This is a genomic window from Sphingobacterium sp. UBA5639 (genome assembly GCF_002421245.1).
GTDB lineage: Bacteria > Bacteroidota > Bacteroidia > Sphingobacteriales > Sphingobacteriaceae > Sphingobacterium > Sphingobacterium multivorum.
Map to the genome: position 1 here is coordinate 20,628 of NZ_DIJR01000024.1, position 23,881 is coordinate 44,508.

A 23,881-nucleotide genomic window follows, 5' to 3' on the forward strand; every position below is an offset into this window, starting at 1 on the left:
TACATTCAATAATTTTCTAATGTTAAAAAATTTAAGTAAATTTTGGATCGAATATTAAAATTCAGCCAAAATTACTAACCATGAACATTAATTATAGAGTTGACAGTGAGTTATCTGAGGATCAGATTGAAGCAGACGTGTCATCATATTTAGGATATATAACCCCCTTTTGGTCAAAAAGATTTAAATTAATCTCAGTAGATGAACAAGCAACTGGAGCAGATAAGTTATTTAACAGATTTATTCCATTATATCTTCAATTTAAGGTCTCTGAAGGATTAAAACCATTGAATTCAGGTTTCAATCTTAAAAGTCCAAGTAGGCCTCTCCAAAAAATAAGGAGTTTTAGAAGAACAAATAACATTAATAATGATCCCATCCTTTATTTCAGACTAAGGGATAAAGCAAAAAATGCCTTTGATTTTCAACATAATATTCTTAAATCATTAAATCAGCCTCCAAGGCAATTTGGTTTTTACGTGGCGCCTTTAACTTTAAAAATAGAAGAATACGACAAATCATTAGAGGCTTCAATGCTTGAAAAAATCTTTGGAGTTCATCCGTTTTTATATAGAGAGGAAATTATCAATACTGATTCTTTTAGGCATCGATTTGGAATGATTCCTTTTTTGAGAGGACACGTTTCAATTCCCCCACATGAAACAGTTTCTACTTCTGAACATTATTATTCCTTTTCAAAAGCTGGAACAAATATAGCTTGGCACAGTGGGGAAAAATTGTACGGGGATTTTCGACTTTCTTCCCAAATTGAATCAATATTCAAATTAATTTATTATAGTTCTGATTTTAGTTTTAACAGGGAAACATACATTAATTTTATTGAAGATTTTTTCAAAAAATTTAATTTACAAAGTACAAATTTAAGGTCGTTTGATAACCCTATTCTTGAGTTCGCACATAATTTAAAAACAGAATACAATATTAAATTACTGCTCATATCTTTTAATAAGTAATTATTATAAAAAAGTAAATAAAAACATTTTTTTACACGCCTTTTATCCAAACAGACAAATTGGCATAAAATTATGAAATGTCTATTTGTGGTGTCATGTTTTTAACAAATGATTGGTTTGAAACTAAAGTTTGTAATGTTTTTTAAGATTATTTGTCTAATCTGTTAGTTGTTTAGGCTTCAGGTATAAGATTTGAGATTATAATAAAAACATTAAAAATGGTAAACTTTAGAAATTTAATGTTATTAATTTGATAGTAATTATGTTTTTTCAAATTTCGGGGATAAATCAAGGTGAAGGTTTCTAAGGGAGGGGAACGAATGATATTGCAAGAAAGTTTTCTAAACAAGAAACTGTTGAGTACTTTAAGATTTGAAATACTACCAAAAGAACCAAGGTGAAATTCAGGTCTCTATAGCTTTACCGTAAGTTTTAAAGATCAAAGTCATATTAAGATCTAATACATTAGATTTAACAAGTATTATTATAAAAAATTATGGAGAATAAACTTTTACTTCCTCTGCTAAAGGCAGGACTTTTAAATATTGGAGATAGTGATGAGAGATTGGATAATATAGAAAAATCGATTATAGATTTAGAGGCATTGTTAAAAGAAAATCTAGATTTTCTTCCTTCTTATACTCTTGTTGCTTTAGATCCTAATATTAATTCTAGCGAACCCGTAATTATTGAAGTTGAAGATATTATTTCTGAACATTGGAAAGCTTTAAGGGCAAAATTTACAGAAACTCCTGTTCAAATTATCCGTTCAGTGATTATAAATGCTTTATATAATATTGGTTTAGAGAATGTTAAAATTGCTCGAATTATTTATCTGACGGCTATAAATTTGTATCCATTTCTTAAATTTAAGAAAGAAAAACCTGTTATAGAACTAATGATTAATGAATTAGGTGATATAGCAGAAAAAAATGCTGTAGAGGAGTGGGCACTAAGCAAAGAAATACCTAAAATTGCTACTCCAAAATTGGAAATAAAAGGACTTACTGTTGGTGATATTGAGGTTGATAGAGAAGAGTTAGAAAACGGCCTATTAATAGCTATTAAAAACAATCCCTCGACAGGACATGGGTCAAATCATGGTGGAGCCTCAACATGGGGAACCCATTTTGCTGATAAAGGAAGCGAAAGTATAGCAAATGCTATCGAAGGAAGTTTGAAGAAGCTAGAAGATTCTATCTCGCCTTCCTCAATATCTGATCCTATTAATAACTTTTTTAATGAATTTAAAAATTCACTCAATCAAGCATTAAATAAATCTTTTTCTTCAATTCAGTCAGTTGAAAGAAGAAGTAAATTATTATGGTGGAAAGAAACCTTATATTCCCCATCTTTGAAAAATAGCTATCGTTCAGTAAATGAAATTCAACAGGCTATTATTATTGCAAATGATTTATACAATCAATTACCTTCAATAGTTCCTGTCAGTGTTGATTATCTGCTTCGTGATACATTATTGCTTTTGAATAGCAAAGCGAATAAAAAAATGAAAATTTCGGACCATTTAACAGAAATTTCAAAACCAGAGAACAAAGAAGTACTTAAAAATCATCTTGAAGACATCGAATTTGAGGAGAAAAGAATGTCGATTACAGATTTTATTATTTTACTTATTAATAACAAGGTTGAGGCATCGTCTTTATATCAATTAACTGGTATGGAAGATAATAATCAAGTTTCTTTATTGGATATTTCGGTAATGATTTTACATGATTTGATGGCTGATTATTTAACAATAAAAAATTAGCATCATGGCTGGAAACTGCTCACAGGAAAATTGTCATCCTGAAGAAACAGGATGTAATAGTGAAGGATGTTTTGTATTAACAGAATGCCAATATTACAAAAGTAAAGAGGAAACTGTTGCGAAATTTGATAATTATGAAGATGACTTTTATGTGCGTATACCTTGGACAGGAAACACGCTTGGCTTGCAAGACCTAGATTTTATATCGTCTACTTCACAAATAATTCTCATTGGTGTTGCTGGTGTAGCGAGCGCAGGAAAATCTACATTTTTGGCAACTTTATATTGTCTTTTAAGGCATGGTTATAGTATTGGACATTACAAATTTGCTGGATCATTAACATTGATTGGCTGGGAAGATATAGCATGGTATTTAAGTTGGAATACTCATAATGATGTACAATTCCCTCCTCATACGAGTAGTAATGCTGGCAGAATACCGGGTCTATTACATATTTCTTTACGAAATGAAAGAGGTGAAAAGAAAGAATTAGTGTTTACAGATGCCCCGGGAGAATGGTATAGGAATTGGGTGGTTAATAAAAATGATGTTAATTCGGCAGGAGCTCAATGGATCCATGAAAATGCAGATGCTTTTCTTTTATTTGCAGATTGTGAAATGCTTTCAGGCTCACAATTAGGTAAAGCAAGGCAACAAATAAAGCAAGTCGCAGATAGGCTTAAGGATGGTTTAAACGAGCGACCTATTTGCTTAATATGGTCAAAGTCTGATATTAAAATTGATGAAGATATTGAGTCGCAAATTTCAAGGCATATTAATAATTCAGAGATTCAGAATTATATAGAATTTAAAACGAGTGTAAGGAATGATGAAAACACTGATTTGCAGATTAATATTTTAAATAGTATAAATTGGCTAATCCAAATTTTGTCAAATGAAACTAATCAAATTCCAATTCCAGAGAGATTTGAAGAAAATGATCTATTTCTTTCAAAACGTGAAAAGTGATGCATAAACAAAATAATACAATTTTAATAATTGGAGGACCTAATGCTGGTAAGACTCATTTTGGAGGTCAGTTATTTGGCAGACTAAATGCTAGGACTGAGCATTATAAGATTACTTCTCTTCCAGATGACATATCGATATTTCAGGAGGTCCTTGACAATCTAAACGACGGAAAATCCTCAGGTCATACTAATGTTAGTTCTCATAATAGATTGAAATTAGAAATAGAAAGTACTTCTGGCCAAAGGTCTGAATTTAGTTTTCCTGATTATGGTGGTGAACAGATTAAAACGATAATTAATAGTCGTAGAGTTAATAAAACGTGGGCAGAGCAAATTGAAAGGAGTAACTCATGGATGCTTTTTATTCGCGCTGATGAATTACAAATTTTGGAAGATGTTGTTAACAGAGGATTGCCAGAACAAGAAATATTAAAGAAGAGAACTGAGAAAAAGGATAAAATGCTTTTGTCAAATACAGCTTTTTATATCGAATTGCTGCAAATTTTTCTCTACATTAAAAAAGTAGGAATTAAACAAATGATATCTTCTCCGAAACTGGTCGTTGCATTATCTTGTTGGGATAAACTTTCATCGTTAGATCAAGAAAAGCTTCCTGAAAAAGTTTTTGAAGAGAAACTTCCCGGGCTATTAAGTTTTATAAGAGAAACCTGGAAATCTGATACATTTAAAATAATAGGGTTATCTTCAGTAGGCAAAGATCTTTCCAATAAGAAATCAGATCCCGAATTTATTAAAAAGGGACCTGAGAATTTTGGTTATATAATAACACCAGAAGGAAGAAAAGAAATAGATTTAACATTAACCATATCGTATTTCATTGATTAATAGCAAGATTATAAAGATTGATCAAGCGTTTTACGGCGAACTTGAACAAGGACATGGATGTTTATGTTCAACGCTTGAAGACATTTCCATGAAAGCTCATTTAACTGCTTTTACAGATCGTCCTGGTTTCTTATCGGCTGGTACTGAATTAAAGCCGTATTATTCTGGAATGCAATACGACAATAAGTATGTATTCACTCTTACTTTTCCAGATGAAAGTGCGACTCGAGCTGGAATAGTATTTACTCATGCGTTAATTATTGATTTAGAAGATCTTGGATACATAAATAACCTTGAATGTCTCTTTGCTCTATTCTGTAAAGAAATTCCTGAAAATAAAACATATTTAGAGGAATTATACATAGAAAAAACAATATTCAATTTCTCGGAATGCCCTAAATTATTTCCTGAATTTATCTTTAAAAGTATAAGGAGATTAAGTAATGGAATATTGCCTGTTATTTTTTGTGGAGATTCAAAGAGTTTTATTATTCTAATTACTTCACTTTGGGGAGGTCTATCAAAAACTTTTAGACGGAAATTTTCTTTTACGGCTGGTTTTATGGTTTCCAACATCGACAGCACTAAGACATTCATTCATTTTCAAAAAGATTTAATTGACGCTTTACGGAATATTGATTTTGTGTCGGATAGTGATTCGAAATTGATAGGGTTAAATTCAACGATTGAACAATACTTACTAAACCCACATCAGTCAGTTGACTTCGAGGAATTTTTGACTCAATTAAATGTAAACGTAAATAATTGGGAAATCTTAAATTTATCTGCAAAAGCATATGAAGGATATTCAGTTTTTTTAGAACTTGACAAAGATGCCTTGAAACAATTGATAAGACAAGTAGCTAAAATATCATCGAATAATCAAGAAGGAATTGAAATAAAAGAAAATCTAATTTCAGAATTAGCAAGGAAAATTGGGAAAAGAGAAGAGACTAACTTAAAGTCATTAAGAAATCTTCCTTTGAAAAGTTATATTTTAGGAGAAGATAAGATTGGTAAGGCAATACAAGCATTTATTATAAATGAATTTGACGTCTATGAAAAATTTGATTTTGATCTAATAAATGATATATTAATTATTGGAGATAGTGAAGTTTTAAAAAATTGGTGGCATGAAAGTGTAATTGATGGTTTATTGTACGTAATAAAGTCTAAGACGGCTAGAAGCTTTAATAATTTATGGAAACTAATTTTGAGTTCTGAAGTTTCAGCTAATATTGTTTGGAATTTGATACCATCAATTCCAGAATATGAGAATTTATTCATAAAATTTTTACCTTCTAAAATCCCAACTGAAATGGCAGAAAAGTTGGCAATTTATGCAATTAATAAACAATGGACCATTTTACATGCCTATTTGATTTTAGCTTTTCTTTCTCCAAAAGAAGCTATTATAAAACAGTATTTTATCGAAAAAGAAAATAAAAATAATGAATTTGAAGGTGCCAAGATTATCATAGGGGATGTATCGGATAGCGATTGTCTTGCAATAACTTTAGAATTTAACGAAGAGTTTTTTCTGAAAGAATATGTTAAAAGAGCTTTAAAAAACGCTATATTATTAAAAGATCTCGATATTCAAAGTAACACTTGGCTTAATATATGGGAAAAATCTTTAGAAGAAACAAATGATATTACGTTTGGTATAATTAATCTTTCTGAAAAAATAAAATCATTATTTAACAAAATTTCACTTGGGGAATATGTTCCGGGGTTTATAGTGAAAAAGATTGCTGAAAGTCAATATGCTGATATTTCGACATTTGAAAATCGAGCTCAGATATGGACGAATATTGATTTCCAAATAAGGAACCTATTTCTTGATGCAACATCTAACTCAATTTTAAAAGATATTTCAACTTTGGGATTATCTGGAGTCGTTTTGGAAATGGAATTGATACAGCATATTAAAACTGATCGATTTCTAACCTCTTTTTTAGATAAAAATAAAAGAAATATAAATTCAATATTGGAAGTTTATGAGAATATTGCAGGACTAAAGGATAGGTTTTTAGCAGATTATATAAGATATTTTTCAGGCTCTTTAAAAGATATGCAGTCGGAACATTTAGGGAATTTGATAAAATCTAATGGATTTACTCTAAGTGCTAAGCAGATTTTTGAAAAGGCAAAGGATGATAATTCCTACCGTATTGGACTTGAAAAGTGTAAAAGTCTATTGAATTTGGGATTTTTAGATCGCCTATTTTATGGTCACTTATTTGGAGAGAGAATAACTACTGAAGATATATATATGGCATTGACAGAACTTTGTATTGAACTTTATCCACAAGGTCCTGAAGACAGAGAACTCTGGCAAAGGTCAGGAGGTGATGTTAGCAAACTTTATCAAAACAAATCAAGGGAGGATAATTGGAGAAGGGGAATCCAATTATTGAGAAATGGAGGTGGAGGAAAAAATATTAGTCTAAATTCTTTACTTAAAACAATGGAGGAAGACTATTCGAAAAACACACAATTAAAACATTTAATAAAAGTTATTAATTTGAAATGAGTAAGATATTAATACATACGGCTTTAAGCCTAGAATTTAACGCTATTAAAGCATTTTTACACGAGGTTGAAATAGTATACCATCCTTTAACAAATTCTATATATAACAAAGGAAGATATGGTGTAAATGAAGTAGTAATAATTGAAACAGGGCCTGGAAATGTTAGAGCGGCTGATGAAACAGGAAGAGCAATTGAGTTTTTTAAACCAGACTTTGTTTTTTTTGTCGGAGTGGCTGGTGGATTAAAAGATGTAAAGTTAGGAGACGTAGTCGCTAGTTCTAAAGTTATTGGCTTTGAAAATGGTAAAGATGATAAAGCTTTTAAACCTAGATTGGATACAATTCTTCCTTCTTATCAACTTGAACAAATCGCGAAACATGTTCAAAGAGAAGATACTTGGAAAAATTTGATCAAAGTTGAAAATTCTAATATTCCGAAAGCTTTTGTTCAACCAATAGCTGCGGGAGAGAAAGTTGTTTCTTCTATAACTTCAGTAGCATATTCATATTTAAAACAATATTGTAGTGACGCGGTTGCAGTAGCCATGGAGGGCAATGGTTTTTTATTAGCTGCTAGACCTTACGATGTTCCTGCTATTGAAGTTAGAGGTATATCAGATTTAATAGAGAATAAGTCTGCCGCTGATGAAGGAGGATTACAACCAAGAGCCGCAGCAAATGCCGCAGCTTTTTGCTTTGAAATGATAAATCAGATTAAATCTAATTCGGAAAATATTATCGAATCAAGTGAAAAAGGTGTTGAGATGAAATCTCCAGAATTTAAAAAAGAATTAACTACTCAATTAATAACTTTATATCCTCAAGGTCCAGAGCAAGATGATATATGGAAAAGAGCAGGAGGGGATACTTCTATTTTAATAAATTCTGCAAATCGTAGGTCTCAATGGTTTAATGCAATTGAAAAACTTTCTTTAGGGGGAGGAGGTAAAGATATTACTATTCAGACACTTTTAGATGAAGTGAAAAATGATTATCCAAAGTTTAATATATAAGACTTTTAAGAATATAAAAGATAATTACTCTTATGAATTGATTTACTGAAAAAAGGAATACGAGTCTTAGGTAGAACTGATTTTTAAATGACATGAATTATTATAATAAACTCTTTATTCCATATGATTATCAAATTAGCTATATTTGAATATCGAACTAAGGTATTTTTTAGTTACAGTCTATTTGATTGTTGTAGGAATATTAGATATTGGAGTTTTGTGGCAAATTCGTGGCATTTCTAAAATGAATTTTTTTAATTAACTGATTTTCATTTTTTTATATTCGATGGTTCGAATCCCTCACTCTCCGCCAGGTGCAACTTTAAAGTTTTTAAAAAGCACTAAAAAATGTAGAAGTCCTGCAAGTCATTGATTTGCAGGATTTTTTTGTTTAGGACGATTCGCAAAATCTTCAAAAATACTCCAAAAGTTTGTGGCACATATGTGGCACTTTTGGGATTTTTTTGAAGGTGCCACAAAATGATCTATAAGTGGTTGATATTCAGTTTGTAAAATATTTTAACGTCTTGATTAGTTTAAGCTTAGGTTCGAAATTTATAACCCTTAAAGTGATTGATTATGTTAGAACAAAGTTATGGGCTAAACTTCTTTCTAAAGAGCTCAAGAGAAAAAGCCGAACTATGCGCATTGTCTATGTTCGAATTACGGTAGATGGAATTTTAAAAGAATGCTCAAAAAAAAGACATTGGGATGTTACTAGATGGAATCAAAAGGAAGAAAGGGCTATTGGCACCAAAGAGGATGCTAAGGAACTGAATTTCTTTTTAGATTCATTTAGAACAAAGATTAATAGTCATAGAACATAACTGTTGAATAATGGTTTTCCTTTCTTAATGCTGTAATGGGTAGGAAATGTTCTTTTTAATATACATAATTGTAAAATATGAAAAGCGGGCAGAGTTATAGCATGTTAGCTCCGCTCAAATTTTTTCTGAAAAATCAGAAAGAATAGCAAGCACCTTACTAGTTCTTTTTTTATTTAATCTATTCATGAAAAACAACCATAATAAACAAAATCGTGGACTCCTATTATTTATATTAACACCTATTTCTATTTTATTTTCAAGTGATTAAATGATAAAACAACGAGCATTTACGTATATTCATCGAATGAATTTAAATAGTTATTAATTAACTAAATCTAGCTCTACTTGCCCTCATTTTTGGTCGCTTTGTGAAGCCTTCACGCATGCTTGTAGTACTTTTAAAGCGCATTTTGCTTTATACATGAACAGTGCTTTATCTGTGCTTAGCATGTGCTTTATCCCTACTGGGGCTGTGAAGATTCCGTTTTTTTCCTTCGAAAAGGCACTAAAAGGAAAGTGAATATTAACCTATAGTTATAGAAAAACACTTGTTTTTTTGCCCTGTATCAATGTGTTTTGATAGGAAACAGAATGAACAACTTTTTGTTAGGGAATAAAATTTCCAGTCACGAGTGAGTATGGTGTTACGAGGAACAGTTTTCGAGCTGATCCAAGGCAACTGATCGGTTTGATATGTAACGAATACAGAGATTGGGGTCACGAAATCTGAATAACTTTTGTAAATTAGGAAAGCAGCAAAAGACGTTGTCTGTTGACAACAGACAACGCTTTTTTTCGTTTGATTATTTACCAGCGTCTAAAGGAACAAGATATGGGCGGAAAATTGATCCTAAAGTTCTCACTTTTGGTTGGACAGCTATTCTTAGGAGAAAGCTGTACCCATAACTCACATCGGGTGAAGGTAGAAAATACTAAAACTGAGATTACAGCAGTGTCATTTTCTACGGTTGGCGGATTTACAGCAACACCTTCAAAAGGTTATACGATTAAGATAACAAGAGATAGTGTTTATTGTCTGTTTTCTGCAATTGATACAGCCCAGAGTACCCTAAAATCATATGGCAATACGGAAGACAAATGGAACTTCCTATTGGATAAAATTGATTTGGAGAAATTTATTGCCGCTAAAGAGGAGGAGTCGCGTCAGCCATACGACGGAATAGATATAAAAATAAGCATTGCAACAAAAAAAGGGCAATATGTAAAACTGAATGCTTACGATAGCCCTAGCTGGAATCGCGTATATAGACAATTGGAGGAATCGTTTCCCCCAAAATCATATGGAAACGAAAATTAGACAAGTGAATCAATTAAAGACTGTATTGCTTACAAGAGCTTTTCGTAACTTAGGTTGCTCTTCATTTTTCGCCGCGGAAATAGGAAAGAAGATTTTTTGACATGCTAAACAGCGCAAATAAAATATAAATTAACATGGATGAGCAATTCAAACAACAAGTATATGAGGTTGCAAAGCTGATTCCCAAAGGTCGAGTAACGACTTATGGAGCCATAGCAAAAGCTTTAGGTTTTCCTAACCACTCAAGGCACGTCGGGAAAGCGATGGGAGGATGTCCCAGCGATGTACCCGCCCACCGTGTTGTATCCAGTGGCGGCACGCTTGCAGTGCCTGAATTTCAAGAACGGCTTGAAGCCGAGGGGCTTGTTGTCAATAATTTACGGATCAAGGACTTTAGAAAGCTGTTTTGGGATCCGATGGACGAAATAATCGATTAATGTAATACTATGAAATACTGTGCTTTTCTACGCGGCGTCAATGTGAAGGGAACCAATATGAAGATGTCAGATGTCTGTCAGGTTTTTAAGGACGCCGGTGTAACGGACGTTACTTCGGTACTGGCTTCCGGAAATATTGTTTTTTCGTCGGACAAAGCTCCCGCCTCGCTTAAGCAGTTACTAGAGGAGTCCATGTCGGAATATTTTTCTTATGAAGCTTTTTTGTTCATCCGATCACAGGAAGAAGTGGAATTGCTGCAGGCAAATATTCCTTTTGAAATACATACAGACTTCCATGTCTATGCTTTTGTAGGGACAACAGGTGTCGAAACAATATTGATGGATGAATTCAGCAATTCGACACATGTGCCGGGAGAGAAGGGAGAAATTGTCGATACGGTCTTTTATTGGTGCGTACCCAAGGGCAATACCTTGGATTCCAGCTTCGGAAAGGTGTTGGGGAAAAAGAATCTGAAAGATAAGATGACAAGCCGGAATATCAACACCTTTGAAAAGATATTGAAAAAAATGGGTTAATTAACGGAATGAGCCCGGTATTATCCAGGCTCATTTTTAGTTTATGGAATTCAGCCATGCGCGAAGTAGTTACTTGGATGAAAACTTTTATGGCATTGATCTTAATCAATCTCAGCCGATTTAGCCCAGATGTTAATATGGCCGTCTTTTGCATAAAGATCAATTTCGTGAATTTCTTCCGGTCTAAACGTCAGATTCTTCAGCGCACCCACGCAATCAATGACCTGTTGTGGTCTTGAGGCGCCAATTAGCGCCGATGTAACTTGCTTCTTGCGTAAAACCCATGCTATAGCCATTTGTGCCAGTGATTGCCCTCTACGCTGTGCAATTGCATGTAAGGCCTGGATGTTCTTTTGATTTTCTTCATTCAGAAATTTTGTCTGAAGTGATTTGGATTGCGCCGCACGGCTATTCTCGGGGATATGCTGTAAATATTTATCGGTGAGCATGCCCTGTGCCAAAGGGGAAAAGACGATAGAACCAATGCCTATCTCATCCAAGGTATCGAGCAAGCCATCGGTTTCTACCCATCTGTTTAGCATAGAATAGCTAGGCTGATGAATAATAAAAGGTGTGCCCAATGATTTCAGGATTGCATAGGCTTCTTTTGTGCGTTGCGAATTATAGGATGAAATACCGACATAAAGCGCTTTTCCGTTACGGACAAGCTGATCTAGCGCCAGCATGGTCTCCTCCAAGGGGGTATTGGGGTCGAAACGATGTGAATAGAAAATATCGACGTAATCGATACCCAGGCGTTTAAGTGATTGCTCACAGCTTGATATCACATATTTACGGCTTCCCCATTCTCCGTAAGGCCCGTCCCACATGTGATATCCCGCTTTTGATGAAATAATCATCTCATCGCGTAAACCGTAAAATTGTTCTTTTAATATTTGTCCGAAGGCCCTTTCGGCACTTCCAGCAGGCGGACCATAATTGTTTGCGAGATCGAAATGGGTAATTCCCAGGTCAAACGCTGTTGTGCAAATATCAACTTTCGTTTGATGGGCTGTGTCGTCACCGAAATTATGCCACATTCCCAATGAGATGGCAGGCAATAGAAGACCGGATTGACCACAACGATTATAGATCATATCTTGATATCGGTCTGGATTTGCTGTATACTGCATAGTCTTGAATAGTTTTAATCCAAACTAAGATAAATTTACGCTTATTTGCAAGTTTTAATTCCATACGATGGCTGTAATTTTTTAGTGCAGGAAAAGTTTTGAAAGTATCCTGTACAGATATTCTTCGAGAGCATTTGGAAAACTGCCGCTCAATGTCTTTCAAAAATCGAAATTTAATGTATTTTTATATGAAATCTAAGAAAACGATTAATTCATACGATGAGGAAAATTCTAACCATCCTAAGCTTTGTTTTTATTGTATTGGGGAATTGTTATGCCCAATCAAAACATTTACTTTTCAAGACTGATTTTGGCGATTTTAAAGTTGTACTTTATGATTATACCCCCAATCATCGCGATTTGATGTTGCGATCTATTCGGGATACGGTCTATCAAGGAGCATTGTTTAATCGGATTATCGAAAATTTTGTTGTGCAGGGCGGAGAGCATGATATCGATATTGAAAAACGTGAGGCGGCAGATCCTCTTCATAGAAAACCGCGATTGGCGGCAGAGTTCGATGACCGGGCGTATCATAAAATAGGTGCCTTGGGTGCAGGACGGGATGGAAACCCCGCAAAAGCATCTTTTTTAAATCAGATCTATTTCGTGGTCGGAAAGAAAATCACGGCAGCAGAACTGGATAGTCTGGAATTGAAGAAAGGTATAAAATATACTCCAGCACAACGTCAGGAGTACTTGGCTCGTGGCGGACAGCCAAGACTTGATCACGATTTTACCGTTTTTGGCGAGATTTATGAGGGATTAGAGGTGATCATGAAAATCAGTCGGGTAAAGACGGATAAACAAGATTTTCCACTTCATAATGTGCCTTTTAAGATTGTCGAAATAAGTAAATAAACTTAACAGTCGGAGCAATATTCATAAAAAAAGGGCAACTAAGCCCTTTTTCTATTTGCTGTGTTGATCAAATTCTTCTTTAAGCTTCTGATAACGCTCTTTCCACTCGTCTGGCAGCTTGCTCGGGATGTCTTTGAGACTTTTCAGCTGAAATGCAAAGACACAGGCTGCAAAGCCCACCGTACTTATGGCCATTCCGGTCCATATGACCAGCGAAAAACCTGCAAATAGCGGATTCCAAAGTAAGATAAAGCTGAAAATAATGCCTAAAATGGCAAATAATAAATTCCAGCCCCAAGATTTACTGCCGTAATTTTTGAGGTCAAAAGAAAAGGATAGCAATTGAAAGGATTTAAAGAGCGCATAAAAGCCTACAATAAACGCCAACGTGCTGGCTGAAAGCAACGGGTTGGCAATCAGTAATATGCCGAATAGGGTATAAAGAATTCCTCCGGTGAGGTACCAACCCCAACCGTCCACTTCATCTTTGTTCTGCACGGCAAAGATAATTTCCAAAATACCGGAAATAATAAATGACCATGAAAAAAGAATCGCTAATGTGAGAAATGCGGCAACAGGTGTGTAAATGGTATAGAACCCCAAAAGAATTAATAGAATGCCGATAATCAACGGAATATACCAGTGCTTGATGGATGATCTGATCGTTTTAAAAAATGAATTTGCCATAATAATGAGTTAAGATGATGCAGTATTGTCGATAAAAAAGCCCCATTAATTACTTAATGAGGCCTTACATATATAAAACTGATTAAATTAGGCAAAAGGAAAATGTACTAGATCTTTCCAGTCTCTTTTAAAAGTTTGTAATATGCATACACAATATTGATTTCAGCATTTGTGTATTTCAATTCCGCTTCAAGTTTTGAGTTTGAAGCATCCATGATATCGACGATCAACGCCAATTGGTTCAAATACTTTTTCTCAATAATACGATAGTTCTCATCTGCAAGGGCTTTATTGTATTCCAGCGTCTTGCGTTGTGAGTAGGCCTCATTGTATTTAATGTATGCAGTATTAACAGCGACGCTGGTTTTTTGTTTCAGAGCACTTGTGTATTTTTCGTTCTTTTCAATTTGTAGATCATTTAGTTTAAGCTTTTTTCCTGTCGTGTAGAGTGAAGAAATCGTATAATTCAGGGAGATACCGGTATTCCAGGTATTCATATACTTGTCGATCACCGGCATCACATTGGTGATAGGTTTCACAAGACTGTTTCCCGCGAATAGGCTGAGGGCAGGGGATCGCTCTGATTTTGTAATAGCTTTTTCTGTCTGCAAAAGTTCGGCTTCCTTGGCCGCGAGCTGAAGGCCCGGGCTGAATACATACGCGTCTTGTTTTAAGCTCGCGAGGTCTGTCAGCTGAAAACTGCTGTTTAATAGTTTGTCATCCGGCTCAATTACTGTGCTCTCCGGTAGCCCTAATGCGACTATAAGCTCTTCATTCAGGATTTTCCGATTGTTCTGAATCACCTCTTTGGCTAACTCCAACTCGGATATTTGCAATTGGTTGCGGATAACATCATTTTTGGTGATCATGCCCTGTTTATATAATTTTTCCGTCAGGTCCAGTCTCTTGTGCGCAAGCTCAATATTTTGATTGTAGACAGCTTCTTGATTTTTCAGTTTAAATAGATCAAGGTAATAGCCTAAAACCAAAATTTTAATGTTCTGTTCTTCATTTTTATGGTCCAATTCAGCCAGTTCTTCGCCCAGCGAGGATGCTTTGATGCTATTTTTTACGACACCGCCCTTCCAGATAAGTTCTTTCGCTTCCAATGCATAGTTGTTACCGAAATGGGGTAAGGGGACTTTTTCCGACCCCGAAAGGTCTTTGTCGATCAACGCAGCGTTGCCGAGGTAAAAAGCCGATGCTGAAGCACTGATTTCGGGAAGCCTTCTTAATTTTGCAACTTCCGTTTTTTGTTGGGCGATACTTACGGCCGACGCCGAAACAATAAGATTTGGGTGGTTATGGATAGCAAGTTCGAACAGTTTTTCAATTGATATTTTTCGGCTGTTTATGCTGTCTTGACCGTATGTTTGATTGCAAAATAATGTAAAGAAGCATAACGTCAAGTAAAAACCTATTTTTCGGGCTCTTGACTTTGTATTCATGGTATTTAACTTTGTTTATATATGTGATACAAAGTTAGCATGCCCTGGGGTGACAAGAAATGTTTGATTACTGCTTTATGATGTTCAATTGGTAACAAGATTTACCTGTTGTTCACGAAATAGCTTAGGTGTTATGCCGACATGTTTTTTGAAAAACTTGCTAAAAGCATATTGATCTGAAAAATTAAACTCTTGTGAGATCTGGTTGATTGTTTTGGTAGAAATGGTGAGCTGCGCTCTAGCTTCTGTGACTAGCCAGTTACTGATAATTTCCGAGGGCGATTCTTGTGTAATCTCCTTGACGCTGATCGACAGGTATTTGATGGAAATGTGGAGGCGGTCGGCGTAGAATGCGAGATCGCGCTGCGCTTTGTAGTGATCAGCTATAAGCTGTAAAAAATGTACGGTAATTTCTTCCTTTCTCTTGTTGCGTGCCTTTCCGGAGCTTTCACCAGCAGTATAGATCACATCGGCCAAAAGGTAGATAATAGCCATAAAAATATTGATGTTGGCTTTTTGGAGAAAATCCTTCTTCGGGTCGATCGGTTTTTTACGATTGCTATGCAAAGTGCATAACAATGTCCAGATAGCTTCAAAATCGTTGGGGGCGGGAGTAAAAGGTGTGGAACGATTGGCATTGATTAACCGATACGCATCATATCGACTGATCGACAAGCGTATTCGGTTGGAAAAATTCCGGTCATAATGAAGGATTTTAAATATAGCATCGGTACTAATTGTTGTAAAGCTGTAGTACTTATTGTATCCGATAAAGAGGATACTGCCAGCTTGGAGATCGGTAAGCGTACCATTGCTATTGACCTGGATAGAGCCTCTATACAGCAGTATACAAGTCGTCCATAAGGGGTGATAGTAGTAGTCTTCTCCCTTCGCAGGAAGTTCCGATTGATCTATAAGTTCTATTTCATTCATTTTTATAATAAAAAAGTAAGGAATAGTGTAGGCAACTTTACCGCTATAATAGCAAAAAATTGTTATATCCTGTTTAGGAAAAAGGGACAATCAGTTTCTTTGGTACTGGAAGCTCAACAATATAAGATTGGAGGAGCAGCCCAAGAGCGACTCCATCAATCCTATATTATCACCTTTAAAAAGCGACTTTTTTAGGGTCCGATCCGGAAAACCCCATTTCAGGTAAATCGAGGATAGTTTTGATATCGCTTGCTGTCAGCTCAAAATCGTCGATCACTAAATTTCTTTTAATATTATCGGGATTGGTTGATTTTGGCAGCGGCAAGATACCCTGAGATAAAGCAAATTTGATACAGAGTTGTCCAACACTAGTATTCTTTTCCTTAGCCAAAGCAACGAGTGTTTCATCCTGTAATATTCTGCCCGAACCCAGGGGTGACCAAGCCTGAACAAGGATGTCATTGGATTGGCAGAGTGCCACAGTATCTTGCTGAAGGTAACCCGGATGAAATTCAATTTGGTTCACTGCAGGGATGATTGTCGCTGACTCCAATAATTTGGCGAGGTAGTCTTTGGGGAAATTACTCAGGCCGATCGCTCTAACTTTCCCCTCTTTGTACAGCTGCTCAAAAGCCCGCCAGGTATCGGCGTTGATGTCAGACCAGTTTGCAAATTGCGTTTCGTTGGCAGGCCAATGAATCAGGTAAAGATCAAGGTAATCCAATTGTAGATCGCTGAGCGATTTTTCGAATGCAGCAATAGTCTTATCGTATCCACGCTCGGTATTCCAGAGTTTTGTTGTAATAAACAGCGAATTACGATCGATACCACTGTCTTTTATCGCTTTTCCAACACTCTTTTCGTTGCCATATATGGCCGCAGTATCAATATGTGTATACCCAGCGGCAAGTGCTTCTTTAACTGCCTGATAAGCTTCGTCGCCCTCAGGAATTTGCCAGGTTCCAAATCCAATTGCCGGAATTTCAATTCCATTGTTCAATTTGAATGTTTTCATTGTGAGTCGTGTTTTTATGTTGAGCTAAAATAGGATTTCGCCTGTAGTATCTGGTCACTGAAATGTCAAGAGGAAATACTTTTGGGTAGAGGAGGGGCGACTTATTCTGTATTGCCAAAATATATTTATTTTCACAATTTTATTGTCAAAAGGGGTGCAATTCCTCGTTAATTATGGCATTTATTCTTATCTTTAGGCGAATTTTTGAGAAATTCAGATTTTTCAATGATTTCACATAGCATTAAAAATTAAACATATTTCTAATAGATTACTATGTCAAACAAATCAAAAATTGTTTGGACAAAAACAGATGAAGCTCCTTTATTAGCGACTTATTCGTTTTTGCCTATCGTTCAAGCGATTACAGCTACAGCTGATATCGATGTTGAATTGAGAGATATCTCTTTAGCAGGCCGTATTCTTGCTAGCTTTCCAGAATTTTTAAAAGAAGATCAAAAAATTGCTGATGCATTGGCTGAGTTGGGTCAGTTGGCAACAACTCCTGAAGCAAACATCATTAAATTACCGAATATCTCCGCCTCGATTCCGCAGTTAAAAGGTGCTATCGCTGAATTACAGCAAGCAGGCTACGCTGTTCCAAACTATCCTGATGAAGCGACAACAGAAGAGGAAAAGTCAGCTAAAGCGAAATATGCCAAAGTATTGGGTTCTGCGGTAAATCCTGTATTGCGTGAAGGAAACTCAGATCGCCGTGCGCCTAAAGCGGTTAAGAACTATGCAAAAGCAAACCCACATAAAATGGGTGCTTGGGCGAAAGATTCTAAAACAAAGGTTGCATCAATGACTTCAGGTGATTTCTATGGCTCAGAGCAGTCTGTAACCGTAGAAAATGAAGGCCAATTTAAAATTGAGTTTGTTGATGAGCAAGGTGCAGTAACAGAATTAAAAGGACTTTCGCCATTGAAAGCGGGTGAAGTTATTGATTCTTCAACGTTGAGTTTAACAGCATTGAAAGCTTTTGTAGCAGATGCTATCGCTGAAGCGAAAGCGGCAGGGGTATTGTTGTCTGCACATTTAAAGGCAACAATGATGAAAGTTTCTGATCCGATTATCTTTGGTGCTGTTGTTGAAACTTATTTTGCAGATGTTTTTGCGCAATATGGCGATTTATTCAAAGAGCTGGGTATCAATAAAAATAACGGCTTAGGTGAGGTTTATGCTAAAATCGCGGGCCATGCAAAAGAGGCTGAAGTGAAAGCTGCTATCGACGCTGCTATCGCAAACGGCCCTGCTTTAGCGATGGTAAATTCGGATAAAGGCATTACAAATTTCCACGTGCCTTCTGATGTTATTATTGACGCTTCTATGCCAGCAATGATCCGTATTGGTGGTAAAATGTGGAATAAAGACGGTCAAGAAGAAGATACTATTGCGATGGTTCCTGATCGTTGTTACGCTGGCGTTTACGAAGCTACAATTGAAGACTGTAAGGAGCATGGTGCCTTAGATCCTAAAACAATGGGTTCTGTGCCAAACGTAGGTTTGATGGCGCAAAAAGCTGAGGAATACGGATCTCATGATAAAACTTTTCAAGCTGCAGGAAACGGCGTTATTCGCGTGGTTGATGCTGCAGGAAATGTTTTCATGGAGCAAAAAGTGGAGACAGGTGATATCTTCCGTATGTGTCAAACGAAAGATGCACCAATTCAAGACTGGGTGAAATTGGCTGTGAATCGTGCTCGTTTATCTGAAACTCCAGCTATATTCTGGTTAGATGAAAACCGTGCACATGATAGAGAAATCATCAAAAAAGTAGAAAAATACCTGCCAAACTTTGATACAACTGGTTTGGATATTCGTATTTTATCTCCGATTGATGCGACGAAATTCTCTTTGGAACGTATTCGTAAGGGCGAGGATACCATTTCAGTAACTGGTAACGTGTTGCGTGATTATTTGACGGATTTATTCCCGATCTTAGAAGTGGGTACATCAGCTAAAATGTTGTCTATTGTTCCATTGATGAATGGTGGTGGTTTATTTGAAACAGGTGCTGGTGGTTCGGCTCCGAAACACGTAGAACAATTCCTTCAAGAGGGTTACTTGCGTTGGGATTCATTGGGTGAATTTTTGGCGCTTGGTGCTTCTTTGGAACACTTGTCTCAAACACAGAATAATCCAAAAGCGCTTGTATTGGCGGAGACCTTGGATGAAGCAACAGAAAAATTCTTAGCGAACGATAAATCTCCGGCACGTCGAGTTGGTCAGATTGATAATCGCGGATCACATTTCTATTTGACACTATACTGGACTCAGGCTTTGGCGGCACAGACAAAAGATGCTGAATTGGCAGAGAAATTTGCAACTGTTGCAACGGTGTTGACAGATAATGAAGCGAAAATCAATGAAGAACTGATCGCTGCACAGGGGCATGCACAAAACATCGGCGGTTACTATTTCCCGAATGATGAATTGGCTGCTAAGGCAATGCGTCCATCTGAAACATTAAATAATGCAATTTCTAGCATTTAAGCGGTAATTGTTTTCATAAAAATAGAAGCCCAGTTCGATTGATCTGGGCTTCTTTTGTTGTTTGCAAAAACGAGTATTTTTGCTATTTTAATGGATACTTGACACCTGTAAAGGTCATCTTAACAGGTATGATATGTCCATTTTTGTCAAATTTCATTTCCTCGATACAGGTGACGCGCTCATTGGCCCCATCTTTGCCAAGCGGTCTACGGTGGTAGACGATAAAATACTTGTCTTTGTTGGGTACTTTGATGACTGAATGATGTCCGGCGCCAACAGCGACTTCCGGATCCCGTTCCAATATTGTCCCGATGCGCTCAAAAGGGCCAAAGGGCGAGTCGGCGATGGCATAAGCGACTTTGTAGTCGGGGCCTGTCCAGCCACCTTCCGACCACATGAAATAATATTTTCCATCTTTTATAAACATAAATGGTCCTTCGACGTAATCCTTAGGGGTGATTTCCTTGTAAAAGGTCCCGTCATCAAAAGGGAGCAAGCCTGTGAAATCAGGTTTCAGTTTGACCATATTGCAGTGCTTCCAACCGCCGTAATACATGTAGAAAGTACCGTCTTTATCTTTGAAAACAAACTGATCTATCGGCTGAGCGCCATTGATAATATCGTTGATTAAGGGTTTGCCCAATAGGTCGGTATAAGGGCCTTCTGGCTTGTCGGCCACAGCGACCCCAATGCCTCCGATCTCTCCCTGATGCACATCATTGGCTCCGAAAAACAGATAATACTTACCCTTATTTTCCAATACTGCAGGTGCCCACATGGCTTTTTTCGCCCATTTAACGTTGCTGTTCTCCAAGATACGGCTATGTTTTGTCCAGGTGGCCAAGTCGGAAGATGAAAACGCGTCGAAGAATATCTGCTCTTCATAAGGTGCCGAATAGGTCGGGAATATCCAGTATTTATTGCCATAGATAATACCTTCAGGATCGGCATAGTTTCCCTTGATGACAGGGTTCTTCTGGGCAAAAAGTGTCGCGGTTAAAAGTAAGGCTGTTGATGTTAAAAATGTTTTAATCATTGTATCGGTTTAAACCTGTAAGATACAGGATAAATATGGATCGGAATGAGTCAAAATGAATCATTTTTATGCTCATTTATCTCATTATTTTTTGAAATGTTAAAATTTTGTTAAAATATTATTGTGCTTTCGATTGTTTCCGATTTATTTCACATATTTGTTTATGTCATTTCCAAATGGCATAAATACTTTTCATAAAATAGGTTAATAATATGGCTAAGATACCCAAAGTCTCCCAGACTTTGGGTGTTTTTTTATTCCCGCTCTAACCCAAAAATCATGACTAGTTTTCTGTCGTTGTATAAATTTAAGGTTTGTTCGGCTATGTCAAATTGAATTTGTTTTTGTTCAAAAATTTGGAAAAAGTCATTTTCGATATTTTGGCCATTGCAGGCACGCATGGTGCTTGCTAGGTGTATAAAGCTGATTTTGTCCCCTTTAATAGTGAAATTTCCCCAAAAATTGTTGCATCCCGTTGTTCCGGTAATCGTGCCATTTCGGGCATCGAACCCGATGCTTGCTTTGCTGTCGGTGACATCCTTTCCATTTAACTGAAGTAAATTCCATTTAAAACGAGCCAGAAATGCGGCCACACTGGGCAGTTCATTTGTACGTTCTTTTGAGACAACTTCAATTAAGCTGTATCTGATGGTGTCTGTATCTTTTTGTTTCGTTTGTTTTACCCGAATGCGGTAACGGTAGCCCTCTTGGTAATCGAAACCTTGAATGGTTGCAGCGAGGTATTCCCATTTATTTTTTTTATCAGATTTTATCTGCAGACACTTCAATTTACCAAGGTTCTGAGCATTTACGTAGTTTTCTCCAACTTCCCATGTGTCTACGGCCGTCTCTTCCGATAATGATTTTGTGATCGTTTTGGCTAAGCTGTATGTTGGACGTGAACCGTTTTGACGTTTGAGGATCTTGATGTCATATTCAAATTTGGGATCATAATCAAATTGGCGTATCTCGGTATTGAATTTCTCCCAATCTTTGCTGTTGTAGTACTTGACAAGATAGGGGGGTGTTTGTCGAAGACCTGATTTTACTTTTACACGAAATGAAGAATTCTGCGCGAGTAGGCTGTGACAAGGAAATAAGAGTGTTAAAAGAAGGAGTAATGAACTGTATGTGGAAAGCTTCTTCATAATTGGAATGTAAATATCAATAAAAACGTATCTTTAAACATGAATATTGCACGATTGAATCTGTGCCTGCTGTTTACATTTTCGCTGTTAAGTTTGCAGGTGTACAGCCAAAATAGGAAGGATTATTTTAAAACGCAAATTGCTCTTGGGGAACTGACTGATCCACAATTGAAGGAAGTGTCGGGTATTACACCGGCATATCAGGAGGGTAATTTTTGGGTACACAATGATAGTGGTGACGGTGCAACTATTTATTTAATTGATCGTCAGGCCAAACTACTGAAAAAATTTTCACTTGAAGGAGTCTCTGTCGTCGACTGTGAGGATATCGATCGGGTGAAAATTGGAGATACCTATTTTCTCGTCCTCGCGGACATCGGAAACAACGCCGGGAAAAGAACCTGGACATGCCTGTATGTATTTCCTGAGCCTCAGGCCGATGATCCTGGGCTTATTCCGAAGAAGTCCATTCGGGCTATCTTTCTTAAATTTCCTGGCCAGCAACGGTTAGATGCCGAATCGATTATGATTGATCCAATTGACAACATGTTGTATGTTATATCTAAACGTGAATTTCGATCGACTGTTTATGGCGCCGAAGTATTTACAAATGTTAAACAGCAATATTTCACCTTAAATAGGATAGCAGAGCTGCCATTTACTTTTGCTACGGCTTCTGCTATAGATCAGACAGGTACACAACTGCTTGTAAAGAATATTACCCATATTTTCTATTGGCAGAGAAACCGAAGTGAATCCTGGAAGCAGGTATTGCAACGAAAGCCAGCTATTCTGCCTTATCAGGTAGAGCCGCAGGGGGAAGCAATAGCTTTCGATAGCAATGGAACTGGATTTTATACAATTAGCGAGCGTCCATTTGGTTTAAAATCCTATCTTTATTTCTTTGAAAGAAATCAATACATTTATGATAAACACTAGACCTATTTTCAGTTATTCGATGCATAATTTTCATCAAACCGATCCTATCAAAAGCGGCCTATTTTGTCTGGCCGGTATTAGACAGCTGTTAATTGCATTCACTTTATTTTTATGCACACTCACGAACTCCTACGCTGCAAAAGTGGATACTCTTTCCATTCAGAGCCCGTCCATGGGTAAAGCAATTAAGACAGTCGTAATTCTTCCGCAAAATTACTCGAGCAAAATCAATTATCCCGTCCTTTACCTATTGCATGGTTATTCCGGTAATTATAGCAATTGGGTTAAAAATTCAAGTGTAAGCGCATTGGCAGATCAGTATGGTTATATGGTGGTTTGTCCCGATGGCGGTTTTGGAAGCTGGTATTGGGACATCGCGAACGATAAAAACTACCAATATGAAACCTTTGTGTCCAAAGAGCTGATCGATTATGTAGATCAGCATTATTCAACGATCAAAGATCGGAGCGGAAGGGCTATTACGGGTTTAAGTATGGGCGGGCATGGCGCGCTCTCGCTGGCCATAAAACATCAGGATAGCTATGGCGCTGCAGGAAGTACGGCCGGTGGGGTAGATTTTAGACCTTTCCCCCTAAATTGGGAAATTAAAGATCGCATAGGGAATTATGCTGATGTATCGCAAGAATGGGATAATCGTGTTGTTATGAATATGGTTCCCAAATTAATCAATAATAAACTTCGCTTAATCATCGATTGCGGTAAGGAAGATTTTTTCTACACGGTGAATGTTGCGCTGCATGATAAATTGATGTACCATAATATAAATCATACCTTTGTTACAAGTGAAGGTGGACACAATTGGGAGTACTGGTCTCGGTCAATTGTTTATCAAATGGCTTTTTTTAAGGGATATTTTGATCAAGCGAAGAAAAGTGAAAAGAAAAATGGATAAATATTTGGCATAAATGAATAAAATGCTATTTTTGTTAAACAGAGACC

21 protein-coding genes are annotated in these 23,881 nt (G+C 36.5%); 14 read left to right on the plus strand and 7 right to left on the minus strand.

All coding sequences use genetic code 11. The features are described from left to right. The first annotated feature begins 80 nt into the window (after positions 1-80). The 10 genes from B4Z90_RS13885 (at position 81) to B4Z90_RS13930 (ending at position 11,228) form a co-directional block, all read left to right on the plus strand. Complete coding sequence (locus tag B4Z90_RS13885) at positions 81-974, plus strand: hypothetical protein (RefSeq protein ID WP_286802548.1); 894 nt, start codon at positions 81-83, stop codon at positions 972-974. A 496-nt stretch (positions 975-1,470) separates the two neighbouring features. Then, complete coding sequence (locus tag B4Z90_RS13890; RefSeq protein ID WP_286802549.1) at positions 1,471-2,742, plus strand: GTPase-associated system all-helical protein GASH; 1,272 nt, start codon at positions 1,471-1,473, stop codon at positions 2,740-2,742. A gap of 4 nt (positions 2,743-2,746) precedes the next feature. Further along, positions 2,747-3,712, plus strand: a complete 966-nt coding sequence (locus B4Z90_RS13895) for a TRAFAC clade GTPase domain-containing protein (RefSeq protein WP_286802550.1) — start codon at positions 2,747-2,749, stop codon at positions 3,710-3,712. Further along, positions 3,712-4,560 (plus strand): hypothetical protein, encoded by an 849-nt coding sequence (locus B4Z90_RS13900; protein ID WP_286802551.1) that lies wholly within the window; start codon positions 3,712-3,714, stop codon positions 4,558-4,560. Before B4Z90_RS13895 ends, B4Z90_RS13900 begins: the two co-directional genes overlap by 1 nt. Beyond that, a complete protein-coding gene (locus B4Z90_RS13905; RefSeq protein WP_286802552.1) occupies positions 4,553-7,096 on the plus strand; it encodes an effector-associated domain EAD1-containing protein in 2,544 nt (847 codons plus the stop codon). Before B4Z90_RS13900 ends, B4Z90_RS13905 begins: the two co-directional genes overlap by 8 nt. Beyond that, positions 7,093-8,109: a 5'-methylthioadenosine/S-adenosylhomocysteine nucleosidase gene (locus B4Z90_RS13910; protein ID WP_286802553.1), complete on the plus strand. Its 1,017-nt coding sequence runs from the start codon at positions 7,093-7,095 to the stop codon at positions 8,107-8,109. Before B4Z90_RS13905 ends, B4Z90_RS13910 begins: the two co-directional genes overlap by 4 nt. Positions 8,110-8,600: 491 nt before the next feature. After that, on the plus strand, positions 8,601-8,936 hold the full coding sequence (locus B4Z90_RS13915) for a hypothetical protein (RefSeq protein WP_115048498.1): 336 nt from the start codon (positions 8,601-8,603) through the stop codon (positions 8,934-8,936). A gap of 772 nt (positions 8,937-9,708) precedes the next feature. Then, complete coding sequence (locus B4Z90_RS13920; protein ID WP_115048500.1) at positions 9,709-10,254, plus strand: hypothetical protein; 546 nt, start codon at positions 9,709-9,711, stop codon at positions 10,252-10,254. A gap of 134 nt (positions 10,255-10,388) precedes the next feature. After that, a complete protein-coding gene (locus B4Z90_RS13925; protein ID WP_115048502.1) occupies positions 10,389-10,691 on the plus strand; it encodes an MGMT family protein in 303 nt (100 codons plus the stop codon). A 9-nt stretch (positions 10,692-10,700) separates the two neighbouring features. Then, positions 10,701-11,228: a DUF1697 domain-containing protein gene (locus B4Z90_RS13930; protein WP_115048504.1), complete on the plus strand. Its 528-nt coding sequence runs from the start codon at positions 10,701-10,703 to the stop codon at positions 11,226-11,228. Positions 11,229-11,329: 101 nt separating this feature from the next. On the opposite strand, the gene mgrA is transcribed toward B4Z90_RS13930, so the two are convergent. Next, the gene (gene mgrA, locus B4Z90_RS13935; RefSeq protein ID WP_286802554.1) at positions 11,330-12,361 is read right to left on the minus strand and encodes an L-glyceraldehyde 3-phosphate reductase; all 1,032 of its coding nucleotides are present in this window, start codon (positions 12,359-12,361) and stop codon (positions 11,330-11,332) included. 219 nt (positions 12,362-12,580) lie between these two features. On the opposite strand from mgrA, the gene B4Z90_RS13940 reads away from it, so the two are divergent. Continuing rightward, the gene (locus B4Z90_RS13940) at positions 12,581-13,222 is read left to right on the plus strand and encodes a peptidylprolyl isomerase (protein ID WP_286802555.1); all 642 of its coding nucleotides are present in this window, start codon (positions 12,581-12,583) and stop codon (positions 13,220-13,222) included. A gap of 51 nt (positions 13,223-13,273) precedes the next feature. On the opposite strand, the gene B4Z90_RS13945 is transcribed toward B4Z90_RS13940, so the two are convergent. The 4 genes from B4Z90_RS13945 to B4Z90_RS13960 form a co-directional block, all read right to left on the minus strand. Then, positions 13,274-13,909, minus strand: coding sequence for an HdeD family acid-resistance protein (locus B4Z90_RS13945; RefSeq protein WP_286802557.1), 636 nt, complete (start codon positions 13,907-13,909; stop codon positions 13,274-13,276). 107 nt (positions 13,910-14,016) lie between these two features. Continuing rightward, on the minus strand, positions 14,017-15,357 hold the full coding sequence (locus B4Z90_RS13950) for a TolC family protein (RefSeq protein ID WP_286802559.1): 1,341 nt from the start codon (positions 15,355-15,357) through the stop codon (positions 14,017-14,019). Positions 15,358-15,441: 84 nt separating this feature from the next. Next, on the minus strand, positions 15,442-16,290 hold the full coding sequence (locus B4Z90_RS13955; protein ID WP_204991171.1) for a helix-turn-helix domain-containing protein: 849 nt from the start codon (positions 16,288-16,290) through the stop codon (positions 15,442-15,444). 175 nt (positions 16,291-16,465) lie between these two features. Then, the gene (locus tag B4Z90_RS13960) at positions 16,466-17,305 is read right to left on the minus strand and encodes an aldo/keto reductase (protein ID WP_286802560.1); all 840 of its coding nucleotides are present in this window, start codon (positions 17,303-17,305) and stop codon (positions 16,466-16,468) included. A 273-nt stretch (positions 17,306-17,578) separates the two neighbouring features. Between B4Z90_RS13960 and B4Z90_RS13965 the strand changes: the two genes are divergently transcribed. Continuing rightward, positions 17,579-19,798, plus strand: a complete 2,220-nt coding sequence (locus tag B4Z90_RS13965) for an NADP-dependent isocitrate dehydrogenase (protein ID WP_046676239.1) — start codon at positions 17,579-17,581, stop codon at positions 19,796-19,798. 82 nt (positions 19,799-19,880) lie between these two features. On the opposite strand, the gene B4Z90_RS13970 is transcribed toward B4Z90_RS13965, so the two are convergent. Both B4Z90_RS13970 and B4Z90_RS13975 read right to left on the minus strand, forming a co-directional pair. Next, on the minus strand, positions 19,881-20,834 hold the full coding sequence (locus B4Z90_RS13970; RefSeq protein ID WP_139144861.1) for a glycoside hydrolase family 43 protein: 954 nt from the start codon (positions 20,832-20,834) through the stop codon (positions 19,881-19,883). 254 nt (positions 20,835-21,088) lie between these two features. Beyond that, a complete protein-coding gene (locus B4Z90_RS13975; protein ID WP_070560871.1) occupies positions 21,089-21,982 on the minus strand; it encodes a DUF4377 domain-containing protein in 894 nt (297 codons plus the stop codon). A gap of 39 nt (positions 21,983-22,021) precedes the next feature. Here B4Z90_RS13975 and B4Z90_RS13980 point away from each other — a divergent pair, with 39 nt between their 5' ends. Together B4Z90_RS13980 and B4Z90_RS13985 are read left to right on the plus strand one after the other, a co-directional pair. Beyond that, positions 22,022-22,921, plus strand: a complete 900-nt coding sequence (locus tag B4Z90_RS13980; protein WP_115048521.1) for a hypothetical protein — start codon at positions 22,022-22,024, stop codon at positions 22,919-22,921. Next, entirely contained in the window at positions 22,908-23,834 is a 927-nt protein-coding gene (locus B4Z90_RS13985; protein ID WP_312194605.1) for an alpha/beta hydrolase, read from the plus strand. Before B4Z90_RS13980 ends, B4Z90_RS13985 begins: the two co-directional genes overlap by 14 nt. Positions 23,835-23,881 lie beyond the last annotated feature (47 nt).

Excerpts from the sequence above, each read along its gene's own strand:
- B4Z90_RS13885 (WP_286802548.1), top strand. The coding sequence starts at position 81 with ATGAACATTAATTATAGAGTTGACAGTGAGTTATCTGAGGATCAGATT.
- B4Z90_RS13890 (WP_286802549.1), top strand. The coding sequence starts at position 1,471 with ATGGAGAATAAACTTTTACTTCCTCTGCTAAAGGCAGGACTTTTAAAT.
- B4Z90_RS13895 (WP_286802550.1), top strand. The coding sequence starts at position 2,747 with ATGGCTGGAAACTGCTCACAGGAAAATTGTCATCCTGAAGAAACAGGA.
- B4Z90_RS13900 (WP_286802551.1), top strand. The coding sequence starts at position 3,712 with ATGCATAAACAAAATAATACAATTTTAATAATTGGAGGACCTAATGCT.
- B4Z90_RS13910 (WP_286802553.1), top strand. The coding sequence starts at position 7,093 with ATGAGTAAGATATTAATACATACGGCTTTAAGCCTAGAATTTAACGCT.
- B4Z90_RS13925 (WP_115048502.1), top strand. The coding sequence starts at position 10,389 with ATGGATGAGCAATTCAAACAACAAGTATATGAGGTTGCAAAGCTGATT.
- B4Z90_RS13930 (WP_115048504.1), top strand. The coding sequence starts at position 10,701 with ATGAAATACTGTGCTTTTCTACGCGGCGTCAATGTGAAGGGAACCAAT.
- mgrA (WP_286802554.1), bottom strand. The coding sequence starts at position 12,361 with ATGCAGTATACAGCAAATCCAGACCGATATCAAGATATGATCTATAAT.
- B4Z90_RS13940 (WP_286802555.1), top strand. The coding sequence starts at position 12,581 with ATGAGGAAAATTCTAACCATCCTAAGCTTTGTTTTTATTGTATTGGGG.
- B4Z90_RS13945 (WP_286802557.1), bottom strand. The coding sequence starts at position 13,909 with ATGGCAAATTCATTTTTTAAAACGATCAGATCATCCATCAAGCACTGG.
- B4Z90_RS13950 (WP_286802559.1), bottom strand. The coding sequence starts at position 15,357 with ATGAATACAAAGTCAAGAGCCCGAAAAATAGGTTTTTACTTGACGTTA.
- B4Z90_RS13955 (WP_204991171.1), bottom strand. The coding sequence starts at position 16,290 with ATGAATGAAATAGAACTTATAGATCAATCGGAACTTCCTGCGAAGGGA.
- B4Z90_RS13960 (WP_286802560.1), bottom strand. The coding sequence starts at position 17,305 with ATGAAAACATTCAAATTGAACAATGGAATTGAAATTCCGGCAATTGGA.
- B4Z90_RS13965 (WP_046676239.1), top strand. The coding sequence starts at position 17,579 with ATGTCAAACAAATCAAAAATTGTTTGGACAAAAACAGATGAAGCTCCT.
- B4Z90_RS13970 (WP_139144861.1), bottom strand. The coding sequence starts at position 20,834 with ATGATTAAAACATTTTTAACATCAACAGCCTTACTTTTAACCGCGACA.
- B4Z90_RS13975 (WP_070560871.1), bottom strand. The coding sequence starts at position 21,982 with ATGAAGAAGCTTTCCACATACAGTTCATTACTCCTTCTTTTAACACTC.
- B4Z90_RS13980 (WP_115048521.1), top strand. The coding sequence starts at position 22,022 with ATGAATATTGCACGATTGAATCTGTGCCTGCTGTTTACATTTTCGCTG.
- B4Z90_RS13985 (WP_312194605.1), top strand. The coding sequence starts at position 22,908 with ATGATAAACACTAGACCTATTTTCAGTTATTCGATGCATAATTTTCAT.